Source organism: Paraburkholderia bengalensis, from assembly GCF_037126505.1.
GTDB lineage: Bacteria > Pseudomonadota > Gammaproteobacteria > Burkholderiales > Burkholderiaceae > Paraburkholderia > Paraburkholderia bengalensis.
Window position 1 is genome coordinate 1 of sequence record NZ_JACFYJ010000033.1, and the last position, 14,602, is coordinate 14,602.

15 protein-coding genes and 1 pseudogene are annotated in these 14,602 nt (G+C 63.2%); 3 read left to right on the forward strand and 13 right to left on the reverse strand.

Annotated elements, in window-relative coordinates:
• The 13 genes and pseudogenes from H3V53_RS20030 to ald all read right to left on the reverse strand — a co-directional run.
• Nucleotides 1-120 (reverse strand): proton-translocating transhydrogenase family protein (locus tag H3V53_RS20030; protein WP_336599498.1); only part of this gene is annotated, 120 nt, incomplete at its 3' end.
• 11 nt (nt 121-131) lie between these two features.
• A complete protein-coding gene (locus H3V53_RS20035) occupies nt 132-1,262 on the reverse strand; it encodes a Re/Si-specific NAD(P)(+) transhydrogenase subunit alpha (RefSeq protein ID WP_336599441.1) in 1,131 nt (376 codons plus the stop codon).
• 107 nt (nt 1,263-1,369) lie between these two features.
• Nucleotides 1,370-2,602 carry a Zn-dependent hydrolase gene (locus H3V53_RS20040; protein WP_336599442.1) on the reverse strand — a complete coding sequence of 411 codons (1,233 nt, stop codon included), beginning with the start codon at nt 2,600-2,602 and terminating at the stop codon, nt 1,370-1,372.
• A 72-nt stretch (nt 2,603-2,674) separates the two neighbouring features.
• Nucleotides 2,675-3,676 carry a TIGR03842 family LLM class F420-dependent oxidoreductase gene (locus H3V53_RS20045; protein ID WP_336599443.1) on the reverse strand — a complete coding sequence of 334 codons (1,002 nt, stop codon included), beginning with the start codon at nt 3,674-3,676 and terminating at the stop codon, nt 2,675-2,677.
• A gap of 31 nt (nt 3,677-3,707) precedes the next feature.
• Complete coding sequence (gene npdG / locus H3V53_RS20050) at nt 3,708-4,388, reverse strand: NADPH-dependent F420 reductase (protein ID WP_336599444.1); 681 nt, start codon at nt 4,386-4,388, stop codon at nt 3,708-3,710.
• Nucleotides 4,385-5,164: a coenzyme F420-0:L-glutamate ligase gene (gene cofE, locus H3V53_RS20055; RefSeq protein ID WP_336599445.1), complete on the reverse strand. Its 780-nt coding sequence runs from the start codon at nt 5,162-5,164 to the stop codon at nt 4,385-4,387. Before cofE ends, npdG begins: the two co-directional genes overlap by 4 nt.
• A complete protein-coding gene (cofC, locus tag H3V53_RS20060; protein WP_054921536.1) occupies nt 5,157-5,795 on the reverse strand; it encodes a 2-phospho-L-lactate guanylyltransferase in 639 nt (212 codons plus the stop codon). The genes cofE and cofC overlap by 8 nt, the downstream gene beginning before the upstream one ends.
• The gene (gene cofD, locus H3V53_RS20065) at nt 5,792-6,793 is read right to left on the reverse strand and encodes a 2-phospho-L-lactate transferase (RefSeq protein ID WP_336599446.1); all 1,002 of its coding nucleotides are present in this window, start codon (nt 6,791-6,793) and stop codon (nt 5,792-5,794) included. Before cofD ends, cofC begins: the two co-directional genes overlap by 4 nt.
• Entirely contained in the window at nt 6,786-7,262 is a 477-nt protein-coding gene (locus tag H3V53_RS20070; protein WP_336599447.1) for a hypothetical protein, read from the reverse strand. Before H3V53_RS20070 ends, cofD begins: the two co-directional genes overlap by 8 nt.
• 118 nt (nt 7,263-7,380) lie before the next feature.
• A pseudogene (locus H3V53_RS43670) lies at nt 7,381-8,106 on the reverse strand (radical SAM protein); the annotation flags it as partial.
• Nucleotides 8,106-8,486 carry a hypothetical protein gene (locus H3V53_RS20080; protein ID WP_336599449.1) on the reverse strand — a complete coding sequence of 127 codons (381 nt, stop codon included), beginning with the start codon at nt 8,484-8,486 and terminating at the stop codon, nt 8,106-8,108. The gene H3V53_RS20080 and the pseudogene H3V53_RS43670, both read right to left, overlap by 1 nt.
• Before the next feature lie 60 nt (nt 8,487-8,546).
• On the reverse strand, nt 8,547-9,269 hold the full coding sequence (cofG, locus tag H3V53_RS20085) for a 7,8-didemethyl-8-hydroxy-5-deazariboflavin synthase CofG (protein ID WP_336599450.1): 723 nt from the start codon (nt 9,267-9,269) through the stop codon (nt 8,547-8,549).
• Between the two features lie 158 nt (nt 9,270-9,427).
• The gene (ald, locus tag H3V53_RS20090; RefSeq protein ID WP_336599499.1) at nt 9,428-10,543 is read right to left on the reverse strand and encodes an alanine dehydrogenase; all 1,116 of its coding nucleotides are present in this window, start codon (nt 10,541-10,543) and stop codon (nt 9,428-9,430) included.
• 402 nt (nt 10,544-10,945) lie between these two features.
• On the opposite strand from ald, the gene H3V53_RS20095 reads away from it, so the two are divergent.
• The 3 genes from H3V53_RS20095 (at nt 10,946) to H3V53_RS20105 (ending at nt 14,583) form a co-directional block, all read left to right on the forward strand.
• Nucleotides 10,946-12,448, forward strand: a complete 1,503-nt coding sequence (locus tag H3V53_RS20095) for an aminotransferase-like domain-containing protein (protein WP_336599451.1) — start codon at nt 10,946-10,948, stop codon at nt 12,446-12,448.
• Entirely contained in the window at nt 12,375-12,713 is a 339-nt protein-coding gene (locus H3V53_RS20100; RefSeq protein ID WP_336599452.1) for a TetR family transcriptional regulator C-terminal domain-containing protein, read from the forward strand. The genes H3V53_RS20095 and H3V53_RS20100 overlap by 74 nt, the downstream gene beginning before the upstream one ends.
• A 328-nt stretch (nt 12,714-13,041) precedes the next feature.
• On the forward strand, nt 13,042-14,583 hold the full coding sequence (locus H3V53_RS20105; protein WP_336599453.1) for an ABC transporter ATP-binding protein: 1,542 nt from the start codon (nt 13,042-13,044) through the stop codon (nt 14,581-14,583).
• Nucleotides 14,584-14,602 lie beyond the last annotated feature (19 nt).

Sequence of the window (14,602 nt, forward strand, 5' to 3'; positions counted from 1 at the left end):
GGTCACGGCCATCAGCGGCGTATGCAGCGCCGGCGTCACGTTCCAGACGACGTGGTAGCCGACGTAGATCGCCAGCACGAAAATGATCAGGTTGATCACCGTATGGTTGACGAGTTCCATGCGGACTCTCCTTACGCTTTTCGGGCAAGTTCGCCGTCGCGGCACATCAGACAGGCCGCGACGATTTCATCTTCGACATTGACCGCGAGGCGGCCCGTGTTGTCGATGACGAGATTGAGGAAATCGAGGACATTGCGCGCGTAGAGCGCGGATGCATCGGCGGCCACCATCGACGGAAGATTCGTGTAACCCGCGATCACCACACCGTGACATTCGACGACGCGGTCGGGCTGCGTCAACGGACAGTTCCCGGCCCCGTTCGCGCCGCGTCCCGCAGCGAGGTCGATCACGACAGAGCCGGGCCTCATTTTTCTGACCGTGCTTTCGTGCAGAAGCACGGGCGCCGGACGACCCGGTATCAGCGCCGTCGTGATGACGATGTCGGCGGCCGCCGCTCGTTCGTCGACCCGTTCTGCCTGGCGTCGCAGCCAGTCCGCAGGCATCTGGCGGGCATAGCCGCCCGTGCCCTGCGCGATCTCGCGCTCTTCGTCGGTCAGATAGGGAACGTCGAGAAATTTCGCGCCCAACGATTCGATCTGTTCTTTTGCGGCGGGACGCACGTCCGACGCCTCGATGACCGCCCCCAGGCGTCTTGCCGTCGCGATCGCCTGCAACCCGGCGACGCCGGCGCCGATCACGAGCAGCCGTGCAGCCTTGACCGTCCCCGCTGCCGTCATCAACATCGGCATGAAACGCTGATAAAGACGCGTCGCCTCGATCACCGCCCGATACCCTGCGATATTGGCCTGAGACGAGAGGACATCCATACTCTGCGCGCGCGTGGTGCGCGGCGCCGCTTCCAGCGCAAACGCCGTCAACCCCGCCGCCGCCATCGCCGACGTGCTTTGCGCATTGAACGGATCGAGCATCCCGATGACGACCGAACCGTGCTTCATTTTCTTCAGTTCGATTTCGCTCGGGGCACGTACTTTCAGCACGATTTGCGCGCGCAGCACGTCACTCGCGTCGCCAAGCTGCGCACCGGCGGATACATACGCCGCGTCCAGCTGACTGGCGGCCCAACCCGCCCCGCGTTGCACGATGACCTGATGCCCTCGCGCGACCAGCCTTCCGACGGTTTCCGCCGTCGCCGCCACGCGCGTCTCGCCCGTTGCTGTTTCGAGCGGTACCCCTATCAACATAGTCGTTCCAAAGTTAAGCGGTGGACGACGGATTGCCGGCGCCCGCCAGATCGGCATCCTCGACATTGCCGCCAATGCGTCAACGCGCGATGGGCGATGCCTGTTAGTCAAGTCCCCGCGACCAGCAACATCGCGTGCAACAGCACGTTGCAACCTGCTTCGATGTGTTCGGCACGCGCGTCTTCAATTTCGTTGTGACTGATACCGTCCTTGCATGGAACGAAGATCATTCCCGCAGGCGCGACACGGCCCGCGTAGATTGCGTCGTGCCCTGCTCCCGAGACGACATCCATCGACGCATAACCCAGTGCGTCCGCCGCCGCCCGCACGGCGCCGACGCAATCCCGGTGAAAGTCGCAGGGAGGGTAATAGGAGACCCGCTCGATACGGATCGGCATGCCGCTTTCGTTCCGCACGCGGTCGATATATCGCACGAGTTCGTCATGCATCCGGTTCAGCAGATCGTCGCTGACATTGCGCAGATCGATGCTGAATTTCACTTTGCCCGGTATCACGTTGCGGCTGTTCGGGAAAGCCTGCACGAAGCCAACCGTGCCGCGCCCATACGGCGGATACCGGTTGGCGATCGCGACGGCTTCCTGCATGATCCGCGTCGCGACCTGCAGCGCGTCCTTGCGCAGGTCCATCGGCGTGGGCCCGGCGTGCGCCTCCATGCCCGTGACCTCGCAGTCGTACCACGCAAGACCCAGCACGGCAGGCACCACGCCAATGACCTTGCCCGCATCCTCGAGGACCGGTCCCTGCTCGATATGGGCCTCGAAATAGGCGCTCATCGGATGCCGGCCGGGCACCTCGCTGCCGAGATAGCCGATGCGTTGCAGCTCTTCACGCACCGTTCTACCGTCGATGTCGGCCGCTGCATACGCATGATCCAGCGTGAACGCGCCGCAAAACACGCCTGACCCCATCATCACGGGAACGAAGCGGGAGCCCTCTTCGTTGGTCCAGATCGCCACCTCGATCGGCGCCTGCGTCTCGATGCCCTCGGCGTTCAAGGTGCGGACAACCTCCAGTGCGGCAAGGACGCCATAGTTGCCATCGAACTTTCCTCCCGTCGGCTGCGTATCGATGTGGCTGCCGGACACCACGGGTGCCCGGCTGGGGTCGAGGCCAGGGCGGCGCATGAAGATGTTGCCTATCTGGTCGACCGTGATATCCAGCCCTGCGTCGCGGCCCCATGCGACCACCTGATCGCGCCCTTGCCTGTCGAGATCCGTCAATGCCAGGCGTTTCACACCGCCCTTTTCTGTCGCACCGATCCGTGCAAGCTCCATGAGCGAACGCCACAAACGTTCGCCGTCGATTCTCAGCTCGCTCACGTTTCTTCTCCTCCACGTTGTTCTTCTCGCCAGGGGGCAGCCGCGCACGCGGCGGCTGCCCGTTGCCCGTTATCACCGGAAGGCAGGGATCACTTTCTCGCCATAGGTTTCGATGATCTCGGCTTCGTGGCCGTTATCGAGGTAAATGTTGTACTGCGTCACGCCCGCTTCCTGAAGGTGCCGGATCTTCTGGATGTGACGCTCCGGCGTTCCGAGCACGCAGAAGCTGTCCACGACGTCAGGCGTGATGAAATCGAGGAATGGGTTGTCGCTTTGACCGTGTTTCGAGTAATCGTAACCACGCCGCTTTTCGATGTACGCAGTCAGGCTCTTCGGCACGAGTCCGGAGTCTTTGCCATACTTGTCGACGATGTCGGCGACATGGTTACCGACCATCGCCGGAAACCACCTGGTCGCTTCGATGCATTCGTCGAGCGTGCCGAAGTGCGCCGGCGCCGCGGCCTGCACCTTGAAACCCGACATGTCGCGGCCGGCTGCTTTGCCGGCTTCCACGGCCTGGTCCGTGAACCACTTGCACAGTCCTGGCTCGGCGATCTGCAGGATCAGGCCGTCGCCGTGCTCGCCTGCGCATTTGAGCGCGATGGGACCGTATGCGGCAATCCACACGGGCAGTTCGTAGCCGGTTGCCCACGGAAACTTGACGGGCGCGGCGGCATCCTCGTATGTCACCTCCTCGCCCCGTACCATCGCCTTCACGCTTCGGGTGAAATCGGCGACACGATCCATCGTCGTCGGCTTCTTGCCCATCACGCGCCGCGAACTGTCGCCACGGCCCAGACCGATGTCGAAGCGTCCGTTCGACTGACGCGCGAGGCTGCCGTACAGCGATGCGGCCAGTGACCATTCCCGAACCTCCGGGTTCGTCACGCAGGGCCCGAAGCGCATGTTGCGCGTGTGTTCCATGCACATGGCCATCGCGACGAACGACTCACGCCACAAGATGTGCGAGTCGTAGAACCAGCAGTATTCGAAGCCGTGAGCCTCCGCGAGACGCACCAAGGCGCGCGCGCGGTCGGGAGAGACGAAGCCCTTGAAGCAGATACCGAATTGCATGACGAGTGTCCCCTATGGAGGTTGGTTGATCTCACACCGATGCGTCCGGCGCCCATATCCGGATTCCGGCATGACTGAATGGCACTTTCTTGCTGATGTTGAGCCGGATCAATATCGGCGTGATCGCCTCGATGCAGCGCGCACTGCTTGCCGGTCCCGCGTAATAGGCGGATACGTCGAGTTTCCCGATCAGATCCATGACGGTCTGCGCGGCAAGCGAGTCGTTACCGCACACCAGAACGTCACAGTTGATCCGCTGCTCGAGGTGGTTGAGCGTATGCGCCGACACGTTGTGCAAGGCGCCGACCACTCGCGTGCTGTCTCCGAGCAGGGCCTGCGCTGCCTCCGTCGCCGACCCCTCGGGAGGAGGGCTATACAGCTTCGGATCGTTCTGCGCGAGCGGTACGACCAGGTCGACGAGAATCTTTCCGTGCAGATCCTTGCGAATCGAATCGAGCGTTGCGCCGTGACCGGCATACGGCACGGCCAGCATCACGATTTCATGCGCCTCGCGCACGGCCTCATCGTTCGCATAGCCGTCGATCGAGCCACGGCCCGGATGGCCGTCGAGCTTGCCGTTCAGCGACGCGGCGATCTCCTCGCTGCGCGCGCGCTCGCGCGACCCCAATGCCACGTCCACGCCAGCCCTGGCAAAGCGCAGCGCAAGGCCTTGCCCCTGCGGTCCGGTTCCACCTAGTATCGCGATCTTCATTTGAATAGATCCTCATCGAACGGGCGTACGAACTGTCTGGCACTGGCAGCGGGATCGGCTTGCCACGACAGACCTCGCACGACCACAGCGGGTGTAAAGCTGTCCTTTCCCATCAGGAGTCCGGCCGCCGCGGCGATCTCGTCGGCGAACGCGGGTTGCGACACGCGAAGCGGCCTGCCGTAGGCATCGCCGCGACCGATCCAGTCGTGGACGGGCGGCACCTGGGCGAGTCCGATCGCGATGTTGACGAGTCCGCGCCGCCACGGGCGGCCGAACGTGTCGCTGATGATCACGCCGGGGCGAACCCCGGCGTGCTGTCCGATCGTCTGCGCAATGCGATGTGCACTGGCGTCGGGATCGACGGGCAACAGCAGCAGCGTGCCGTCCTCCCCGACGTTGGACTCGTCGATCGCAGCGTTCGCGCAAACCCATCCGCTGCGGTGGCGCGTGATGATGACGCCGTCAGGCGGTGCCGCGGCGACGCGAATGACTTCCGTCGATTCGTCGAGAATCGCCTGGACCTTGCGCGGGTCCTTGCCTGTCTGGTTCGCGTACTCGCCGGCGCGATCGGATGGCGTGATATCGCGGATTCTTCGAAAGCGGTTCTCCGCTTTCGAGACGATTTTTTGCGCGACCACAACCACATCGCCCGTCCGCCACTGTTCGTTCGACCTGACCATCGCGTCGTGCAAGAAACGTCCGACGTCGTCTCCCGCCCGAACATCAGGGATGCCCTGTAGCGTGAACATCTGCAGGGAAGGCGCCGCCTCACGCATGACCTTCCTCCGTCTTCGCCTCGATGTGATCTCTCGCTGCGTCGTCCCGCCTGCCCAGCAGCAGACAGTCCTCGACCGTATCGATGTCGCGGCTGATGAAAGGCAACAGGCCGCGCGTGCACGACATGCCGAGCGATTTCGCGAGCGCTTCGTACCGGCTCGCCGATTGCGCGCCGTAGCAGAAGTCGAGGCGCCGCGGAGGAGACAGGATCAGCATGTTGGTCCCGCCGTCATGCGCTTGAGCGACCACGCACTCGAATCGCCGCGCGCGCGCCAGCAATTGATCCACTTCTTCGCGCAGCCAGATCGGAATATCGCCGGGCACGATCGCGACACGTTCGTAGCCATGGCGGATCGCATAGTCGACGGCGAGCCCAGCCGCCTCGTTCAGTCCGGCCTCGGCGTGCTCGCGAATGACAAGCGCCCCGTACAGGCGCGCGTGTTGCGCGATCAGCGTCGACGCGGTGACGACGGCAAGCTCGTGTTCCGGATAGGCCCGGGAGAAGAATGACAACGCGCGGTCGAACAGCCCCAACGCGAGCTTGCGACGGCTAGCCGGGTTGAACGTCGATGACAGTCTCGTCTTCGCGTGCGCCGGGTCCTTCATTGCAACCGTGATGATCGTCTTCATGATGTTGCTCCGTGCGACGCACACCGCTCGCCTGCGGCGCGCACAGTCAGCCCGTGTGCCCACGCGATGATCTGCCGCGCGAGGATCGCGGCACGCTCCCGTTCTCCGATCAACGTTCGGGTGGCGAACACCGGCAGCCCGCCATCGCGCAACGCGGCGCGATCGTCGGCATCCTGCTGGTCGATCACGATGCCGTCGATCAGATCGCCATATCGCTGCGCGATGCCTCCGTTTCCAGCGGGAAGACCGATCGCGGCCATCATCCTGTCGAGGGGGCCCTTCACGGCCTTCCCGCCGATCAAGGGCGAGACGGCCACGCATGGGGCGCGCCGAGCGCGCAACGCGTCGCGCATCCCGCGCAAAGCAAGCATCGGCTCGATCGACAGGAAAGGGTTGGACGGCGCGATGACGACCAGCCCCGCGTGCGCGATCGCCTCGATCACCTCCGCCGTGATGCTGGCCCTGTCGGCGTTCAGATAGCGCAGCGCACGCACTTGCGGCACCGTGCGATGCGCGACGAACCACTCCTGGAACGGGTACATGCCCGAATCCGTGAGCACCTGCGTTGGAACCCGATCGTCGCTCGCCGGCAGCAGGATCGACTCGACGCCCATCCTTCGCGAGACCTCGCCCATCACCTGCGTGAGCCGCCAGCCCAGCGAGAGCCGCCATGTGCGATAGATGTGCAGCGCCATGTCGCGGTCCCCGAGTTTCATCCACGTGGGCGCGCCTAGCGTGCCGAGCTGTTCGAGCACGCGAGTGCCGTCGCGTTCGACGCCCCAGCCCTGCCCCCGATCGACAACGCCCGCCAGCGTGTAGAGAATCGTGTCGAGGTCCGGGCATACCTGCAGCCCGTGGAAGCGGTCGTCGTCGCCGACGTTGGCCACCACGGTCAGCGCACCAGCGGGGAGCGCCTTCTCGAGGCCGGCCGCCATCCGCGCGCCGCCCACGCCGCCCGCGAGCAGCACGACTTCCGGATATGCGCCGGGCCTAGCCATGGCTGGCCTCGACAAGCTCGACACCAACAGGGGCGGGAGGGGCGGGACGCTTCCGGATGAACGACACGGGATCGTAGTCGCGAGGTTTCAACGGCGCGATCGTCACGGGGTCGTGGTCGTCGTAGTGTTCGAGCGTCCCGTAGAGCGTGCTGCGCCGGACCGGCTGGCGCCCGGCATCGCGAATGATCTGCACCATCTCGGCAGCGGTGATCTCCTCGCCGAACGACGCACCGGCCGAACGCGAGATCGATTCGTCCATCAGCGTCCCGCCGAAATCGTTCGCGCCCGCCGAAAGCAGCGCTTGCCCCGTCTGCGGACCGAGCTTGACCCACGACACCTGGATGTTGTCGATCCATCCCGCCAGCATCAGGCGCGCGATGGCGTGCATTTTCAGGTGCTCGACGAGCGTCGCACCGGCGCGAACGCCAGGTATCTCCCGCTCGATATAGAGCGGCGCCTCGCTGTGCACGAAGCCCAGCGGGACGAACTCGGTGAATCCCCCCCGTCTCCTTTTGAATCGACCGGAGCAGATCGAGGTGCGCGGCCCAATGGCGCGGCTCGTCGATATGTCCATACATGATCGTCGACGTGCTGCGCAGTCCCGCCTGATGCGCCGCACGGATCACCTCGATCCACGCTTTGGCCGAGAGCTTGTCGCGCGTGAGTTTCTGACGCACCTCGGTGTCGAGGATTTCGGCAGCCGTCCCCGGGATCGAACCGAGACCGGCGTCCTTGAGCTCGCGAAGAAACTCGATGACGGGCATGTGACGTTTCTTCGAGCCATACCAGACCTCGAACGGCGAGAACGCATGCACGTGGATCTGCGGCACCTGCGCCTTGATCGCAGCGACCAGATCCCGGTAGTACGTGCCAGGTATGTCGGGATGCAGCCCGCCTTGCACGCATACCTCGGTGGCACCACGCTGCCGCGCAATTTCAGCCCGGTGTGCGACTTCGTCGAAACCCATCAACGTCGCGCCCGCCTCTTCACGACGCCTGGCGAAACCGCAAAAACGGCAGCCCATGTAGCAGACATTGGTGAAGTTGATGTTGCGCGTCACGACGAAACTCACCGCATCGCCCACCCGTGCGCGCCGCACATGGTCCGCCGCCGCGATGACGGCCTTCAGGTCGTCGCCATCCGTCGCGAAGAGCACCTCCGCCTCGCTGCGCAACAACTCGCGGCCGGCGATGGTCTGCTCCAGCATCGAGCGGATCGGGGGCGCGGCACGCCCCAATGCGTGCGTCGGATCATCGATTCCAGCCTGAGCTCGCAGGTAGTCGAGCCATGCCTGATCAGCGGTTGCCGTCATCACGCGCACTCCTTTATCGATGCGTTCGTCGCGACCTGATGGAACTGGGCACGCGCCAGACCGTCGGCGCGTGCGGCCCGGCCGAGCGTTGCAAACAGGCTGGGCGAGACGAAACCGCTGTCAGCGTCGATGTATCGCGGATAAACCGTCAGGCGTTCGGCAAGCTCGAAACCGCGCTGCCGGCTGCGTCTGGCTACTTCCGCGACGGCCGGCCACGCGCGCTCGGGATTGATGAAATCGGCCGTCAGCGGCGAAATGCCGCCCCAGTCATTGATGCCCGCGTCGAGGTAGCACTCGAATTCGTCGCTGAGATTGGGCGGCGCCTGCAGCGAGATTCCGGCAGGAAGTAACAGACGCGCGGCCGTCAAGGTTCTCAACATCGCCGAGAGATCCGGTTCCTGCCATTGCGCCATCGGGGTGCCAGGCTTTGCCCGGAAGTTCTACACGATTACTTCCTGGATGTGACCGTGTTGCTCATGAAGCCCGGCGATCGCGACCAGGCTGTCTATCGTTTCCTCCCACGTCTCCCCGATTCCAATCAGAATGCCTGTCGTCGTCGGCAGCTTTGCCAGCCCCATGCGCTCGAGCGCGCGCAGCCGCTGCACGGGCACCTTGTCCGGACACGCGTGATGCGCCATGCCCGGCTTCGTGAGCCTGCGGCTGACGTTCTCCAGCATCAGGCCCACGCTGCCGCACACATGCTTCAGTCTCGCGATTTCGTCGACACTCAGCGTCCCGGCGTTGACGTGCGGAATCAGCGTCGTCTCGCTGAGCACGCGCTCGCACATGGCGACGACATAGTCCATCGTCGTCGCATAGCCGAGCCGCGCCAGCATGTTTCTCGCCTCCACATAACGCAGTTCGGGTTTTTCGCCGAGCGAAAACAGCACCTCCTTGCAACCGAGCCGCTCGCCGTGCCGGGCAATCTCCATGACCTGATCCGGATTCAGGTATCCGGCGGAAGGCTCGCCCGGTTGGCGCGCGAACGTACAGTAGCCGCATTGGTCACGGCAGAGATTGGTAAGCGGAATGAAGACCTTGCGCGAATAGGTGATGGTATTGCCCCATTCAGCAGCGCGAATGCCCCGTGCCACCGCCATCCAGCCGCCGAGCTCGACGGCATCCGCGTCCCCGATGCTTAGTGCGGTATCCCTCGATAACATAAGTGATCCTGATCAGATGGGATGGAAAAAGAGGCTTTTCGCGCGACACTGCATCAGATTCGCTGTGTCACCGTCAGGCCTTGGCGCCGGCGGCGAGAGCCGTACCGCCGCGAATCACAATATGCATGGCTTGATTCGCTGTTCAGCGAGCCCGGTCTTCATAAAATCAGCGAATCGGCAGAAACGTACGAATAGCCAAGGTCGCGCGCCACCGCTTCATAGGTGACGTGCCCAAAACAGACGTTAAGGCCATGTTTCAGGTGCACGGAGTCCGTGATCGCCCTCATCCAGCCCTTATCGGCGATGGCGATTGCATGCCCGATCGTCGCGTTGTTGAGCGCCAGGGTCGACGTGCGCGCAACCGCACCAGGCATGTTCGCCACGCAGTAGTGCACGACGCCGTCAACAACGAACGTCGGATCGGCGTGAGTCGTCGCATGCGATGTCTCGAAGCAGCCGCCCTGATCAATGGCGACGTCGACGACGACGGCGCCTGGGGTCATCCGTGAAATCATGGAGCGTGTGACGAGCTTCGGTGCCGCGGCACCCGGCACGAGTACGCCGCCGATCACCGCGTCGGCCGTGCTGACGACATCTTCGATCGCCTGCTCATTCGAGTAGAGCGTGCTGATGCGATTGCCATGGATCAGGTCCAGTTGACGCAAACGGTCAACGTTCTTGTCCAGCACGGTCACACGAGCACCGAGTCCCATCGCCATCTGCAACGCATTCGTTCCGACGACGCCCGCGCCAATGATGGCGATATGAGCGGGCGGGACGCCGGGCACCCCGCCAAGCAACGTGCCCATCCCTCCCTTCGCCTTTTCCAGGTACGAGGCGGCAGCCTGTACCGACATGCGACCCGCCACCTCGCTCATCGGCGCGAGCAGCGGCAAGTCGCCCTTCGGGCCGGTGATGGTCTCGTACGCGATGCACACGGCCCCCGACTTGACAAGCGCAGCAGTTTGCTCCGGGTCGGCAGCAAGGTGCAGATACGTGTACAGGATTTGCCCCTCGCGCAGCATGACGCATTCGGATGGCTGAGGCTCTTTGACCTTGATGATCATGTCGGCACTCGCGAATATCGTCTGCGCGGAGTCGACAATGGTGGCGCCTGCTGCGATATAGAGCTCGTTTCGCAGGCCGATCTCGACACCCGCGTCTTTCTGCACGAGCACGTCGTGACCACGCGCGCACAGTTCGCGTACATTCGCGGGCGTCAGGCCAACGCGGTATTCGTGGTTCTTGATTTCCTTTGGAACACCAATCAGCATATTCGTCTCCTCGCGATGCAGTTGTGTCGAACGGATTTTGACCGTGCGGTAAAACATGAATCGCATGTTAGGAGCGCAAACAGCAACGGGACATGCACAGCATCCAGATACTCGTCCTACCGTCAATGAACGCCGCTCCTGCCGTGTAGGTCTCGCCACCTGCACAGCTGTCGGCACCGAGTTGGCAATAAAAACCGATGGACCGCTTGCGATTCAAAGGAATTTACCGATTGACAGGTATTTGACCGTCTGGACAAGATGGCGCGACAAAACGCTGCTAGTCGGAGACATGAAGCTGGAATGCTGGACGCCTGCTCACGGCAAGAGCGCACGACAGCACGACTCGATGCGACATATAAAGATTCGACGCCGCATGAACGGTTATCTCTAACGAGGAACACGATGTCGGACAGTCAGTTTGGTGCCACGACGGCTCGAGGAGCTTCGTCACGTATGCGTGAATCGACGCTTCTGGAAGAGTTGCGCGTTGAGCGCCAACGAGGCATCAGTCTGGTAGATCAAATCGTTGCCAAACTCGATGAGATGGTCGAATCCGGTCGCCTGCGCGCGGGAACGAAGACGCCATCCGTGCGGGAGCTCGCAAAGGCACTTGGCGTCAGCACCTTTACGGTCGCCGAAGCATACGACGAACTGGTTTCGAAGCGGGTACTGAATTCACGTCCCGGATCGGGATACTTCATCACGTCGCGCACGACGCAAGTTCCCCCGCCGCGCGAAGCGTCGCCCAAAGAGGCCGAGGACGCCGACAGTTCATGGTTGCCCGTGCTGGTCTGGAACCAGGCGCCCAACCTGCTTCCTGTTGGCTCGGGCGTTCTGCCGCCAGAGTGGTATAGCGAGAGCATGATTCTTCAGGCGGTCAGACAGGCCATCAAGATGCCTGCCGAGAGCCTGGTCGGTTACGGTCATCCCCTCGGCTTCCAACGGCTGCGCCAACTGCTCGCGCGCGGATTCACCGAACGATTCTGCAATGTCTCGCCTGAGCAGATCATTCTGACGAACGGCGTGTCGCACGGTCTCGACCTCGTGGCACGCAGCATCCTGAAACCGGGCGACACGGTACTCGTCGAAGATCCCGGCTACTTCAACCTTCGTCATCTTCTGCGCAATTACGGCGTTCATCTGCTCGCCGTCCCACGCGGGCAAGACGGTCTGGACCTCGACAAGCTGGCGGCGCTGGCCGCGAACCATCGGCCCAAGGCGATCTTCCTGAGTTCCGTTCTGCAGAACCCACTGTCGACCACGTTGCCGGCAGCCCAGGCCTACCGGGTGGTTGCACTCGCTGAACAACATGACTTTCTGATTATCGAAGACGATGCTTTTCGCGATCTCGCGTCGCCGTCAGACCCGTCGCTGACGTCCCTCGACGGATTGAACCGGGTGATCTGTCTGGGCGGCTTCTCGAAGACGATTGCCCCATCGCTTCGCGCCGGTTTCATTCTGTGTCCAGCGCGTCTCGTGCCCGACATCGTCAGCGTGAAGATGACGTGCGGCCTGACGACGTCGGAATTCAACGAGCGGTGCGTTCTGGAAGTGCTGTCGGACCCTGGCCACCGCCGCTACATCGACCGGCTGCGCATGCGGCTCGCGAACGAACGTGAACAATTTCTGTCGCTGCTGGCTGAGATTGGCATCGCGCCGCTCGCCACGCCCAAAGGAGGACTCTTCGTCAGCGCCGGTTGGGACGTCGAGCCTTCCGCCCAATTCAATACCGGGCAGATCACCAAAGAAGCCCATACGGCAGGTATCGCACTCGCAGGCGGCGAATTATTCTCGCTCGAACGCCCGACGCGAAGCGTCTGGTTTCGCTTCAATGTCGCCTATTGTGGTTCGCCGGAGCTCCAAAAGTTTCTTCGAGCAGTTTCCCGACGCGCCCAGCACAGCTGACGGGTGCCGCTCCCTCATCAAGCACTGGATCGAAAGCGGAGCAATCGGGCCGACTAACGCGACGCACCTCTTATTCGCGATCTGGGCGATGACTCAGTCATATGCGGACTTTAGCGCGCAGGTATCGTTCTTCATCGACAGCGCGAAGCTCAGCAGCAGCAATTGCAACACAGCCGAGAAGCTGATTACCGGCCTCGTGCTGGCCGCCGTTCGCCCCGATGCACGTCGCGCGGCGGTGCTCCCACCGGCCCACGCCGGCGGCTAGCGATTCGAACGCGGCCGCGCGGTGCTTTAAGCCGATGCTCCATTTTTTTCCGCAACCCGAATCGGGCGCTGCCTCTTGGCAACTGTACAGATCGGATCGACAAACGGCTTCTCTTTGATCCCACTACGCTAATCCGAATACGACCTCGACTGCCTATGTTCGAACCTATTTTGACTGGTGATCCTGCCATCGAAGCATCAGTCAGATATGGAATCCTCACAAACATGCAGCTGACCCGCGCCGACGCGCTTGCAGGCGCGATCCGCCAGCCGTGCTGCAAGGCGTGTCCCGCGACGGATTCCCATACAAACCAAGCTGAGGGACTCGTATGTCGATGGCACTCGAACTGGTCGGAATTCACAAGTCATTCGATACATTCGTCGCACTGAACAACGCGCACTTTCGTGTCCACTGGGGCGAAGTGCATGCGCTGCTCGGTGAAAACGGCGCGGGCAAGTCCACGCTGATGAATGTCGCCGCAGGCCTCTATGCGCCGGAATCGGGCACCATTTCCGTCGACGGTCGCGCGGTGCGACTAGATGGCCCTCGCGACGCGGCTCGCCTCGGTATCGGCATGGTTCATCAGCATTTCAAACTGGTATCCCGCTTCACGGTCGCTGAAAACATCCTGCTGGGCATGCCAGCGGACACGAAGGCGCGCACACGCTACCGCAAGCGTCTCGCGCAGATGCGCGAGGCCATCCACGCGCAGTGCCAGACACTCGGATTCGAGATCGATCCGGACCGGCGCATTGCCCAGCTGTCGGTGGGCGAACAGCAGCGCGTCGAGATCCTCAAGGTGTTGCTGGCCGGTGCGCGCATTCTCGTGCTCGACGAACCGACGGCCGTGCTCACCGACCGGGAAGCCGCGAAGTTGCTCGAAACGATCAGGCTGCTCGCGTCGCGCGGCTCGGCAGTGGTACTGGTCACGCACAAGATGGCCGACGTGCGCCGCTATGCCGACCGTGTCACGGTGATGCGCTCGGGCCGCACCATCAGCACGCTCGCGCCGTGCGATGTGCCTGAAGCCGAACTGGTCAGGCAGGCGGTGGGCGAGAGCGTGGCGCACGAAGCTCCCCTGCCCAATGTGAAGCGGATGCGTGCCCAACCTCGGCTGCTGCTGCAGGGCGTGCGCAGCACGGCATTGCGTAGCGGCACACGGCAGGGACAGCCCGCGCTCGATGGCGTCGACCTGACTGTGCACGCGGGCGAGATTTACGGGCTGGCTGGCGTAGGCGGGAACGGTCAGGGCGAATTGATGCAGGCGATCATGGGCTTGCTGCCGGTGGACGATGGCGCAATGTTGATCGAAGGCGCTGGCGATCTGCGACGCGCGAGCACCGTCGATCGACGCAACATGGGCATCGCCTGCATCCCCGCCGATCGCCAGGCTCTCGCGCTTGCCGGATCGCTATCGGTAGGCGAGAACTTCGCGATCGGGCAGATCCATGCGGGTCGATACGGCAACCCGTTGTGGCTCAACTATCGGCGCATGGAAGCGGATGCCGCCGAAGCCGTCCGCCACTTCGACGTGCTCGGCGTACGTTCGCTGCGCCAGAAAGTGTCCCTCCTCTCCGGCGGCAACGCGCAGAAGCTGGTGATCGCGCGGGAATTCGACCGACGGCCTCGACTGGTGCTTGCGCACAGCCCCGGTCGCGGGCTCGATGTGCGCGCAAGCGCCCAGGTTCATGCACGGCTTCGCGCGGCTCGCGATGCAGGAGCCGCCGTGCTGCTGATCAGCGAGGACCTCGATGAAATTCTGGCGCTTGCAGACCGGGCCGGCGTCATGGTGCGCGGGCGCATCGTCGGCGATTTCAGCACGCCAATGGACAGACTGGCCATCGGTCAAGCGATGGTCGCCCACGCCTGACGCCCACCTTAACAGGAAC

What these genes read in the sequence shown, in the direction of transcription:
- npdG (WP_336599444.1), bottom strand. Translation starts at nt 4,388, where the DNA reads ATGAAGATCGCGATACTAGGTGGAACCGGACCGCAGGGGCAAGGCCTT.
- cofG (WP_336599450.1), bottom strand. Translation starts at nt 9,269, where the DNA reads ATGTTATCGAGGGATACCGCACTAAGCATCGGGGACGCGGATGCCGTC.
- H3V53_RS20105 (WP_336599453.1), top strand. Translation starts at nt 13,042, where the DNA reads ATGTCGATGGCACTCGAACTGGTCGGAATTCACAAGTCATTCGATACA.
- cofE (WP_336599445.1), bottom strand. Translation starts at nt 5,164, where the DNA reads ATGCGTGAGGCGGCGCCTTCCCTGCAGATGTTCACGCTACAGGGCATC.
- H3V53_RS20045 (WP_336599443.1), bottom strand. Translation starts at nt 3,676, where the DNA reads ATGCAATTCGGTATCTGCTTCAAGGGCTTCGTCTCTCCCGACCGCGCG.
- H3V53_RS20095 (WP_336599451.1), top strand. Translation starts at nt 10,946, where the DNA reads ATGTCGGACAGTCAGTTTGGTGCCACGACGGCTCGAGGAGCTTCGTCA.
- ald (WP_336599499.1), bottom strand. Translation starts at nt 10,543, where the DNA reads ATGCTGATTGGTGTTCCAAAGGAAATCAAGAACCACGAATACCGCGTT.
- H3V53_RS20100 (WP_336599452.1), top strand. Translation starts at nt 12,375, where the DNA reads ATGTCGCCTATTGTGGTTCGCCGGAGCTCCAAAAGTTTCTTCGAGCAG.
- cofD (WP_336599446.1), bottom strand. Translation starts at nt 6,793, where the DNA reads ATGGCTAGGCCCGGCGCATATCCGGAAGTCGTGCTGCTCGCGGGCGGC.
- H3V53_RS20035 (WP_336599441.1), bottom strand. Translation starts at nt 1,262, where the DNA reads ATGTTGATAGGGGTACCGCTCGAAACAGCAACGGGCGAGACGCGCGTG.
- cofC (WP_054921536.1), bottom strand. Translation starts at nt 5,795, where the DNA reads ATGAAGACGATCATCACGGTTGCAATGAAGGACCCGGCGCACGCGAAG.
- H3V53_RS20080 (WP_336599449.1), bottom strand. Translation starts at nt 8,486, where the DNA reads ATGTTGAGAACCTTGACGGCCGCGCGTCTGTTACTTCCTGCCGGAATC.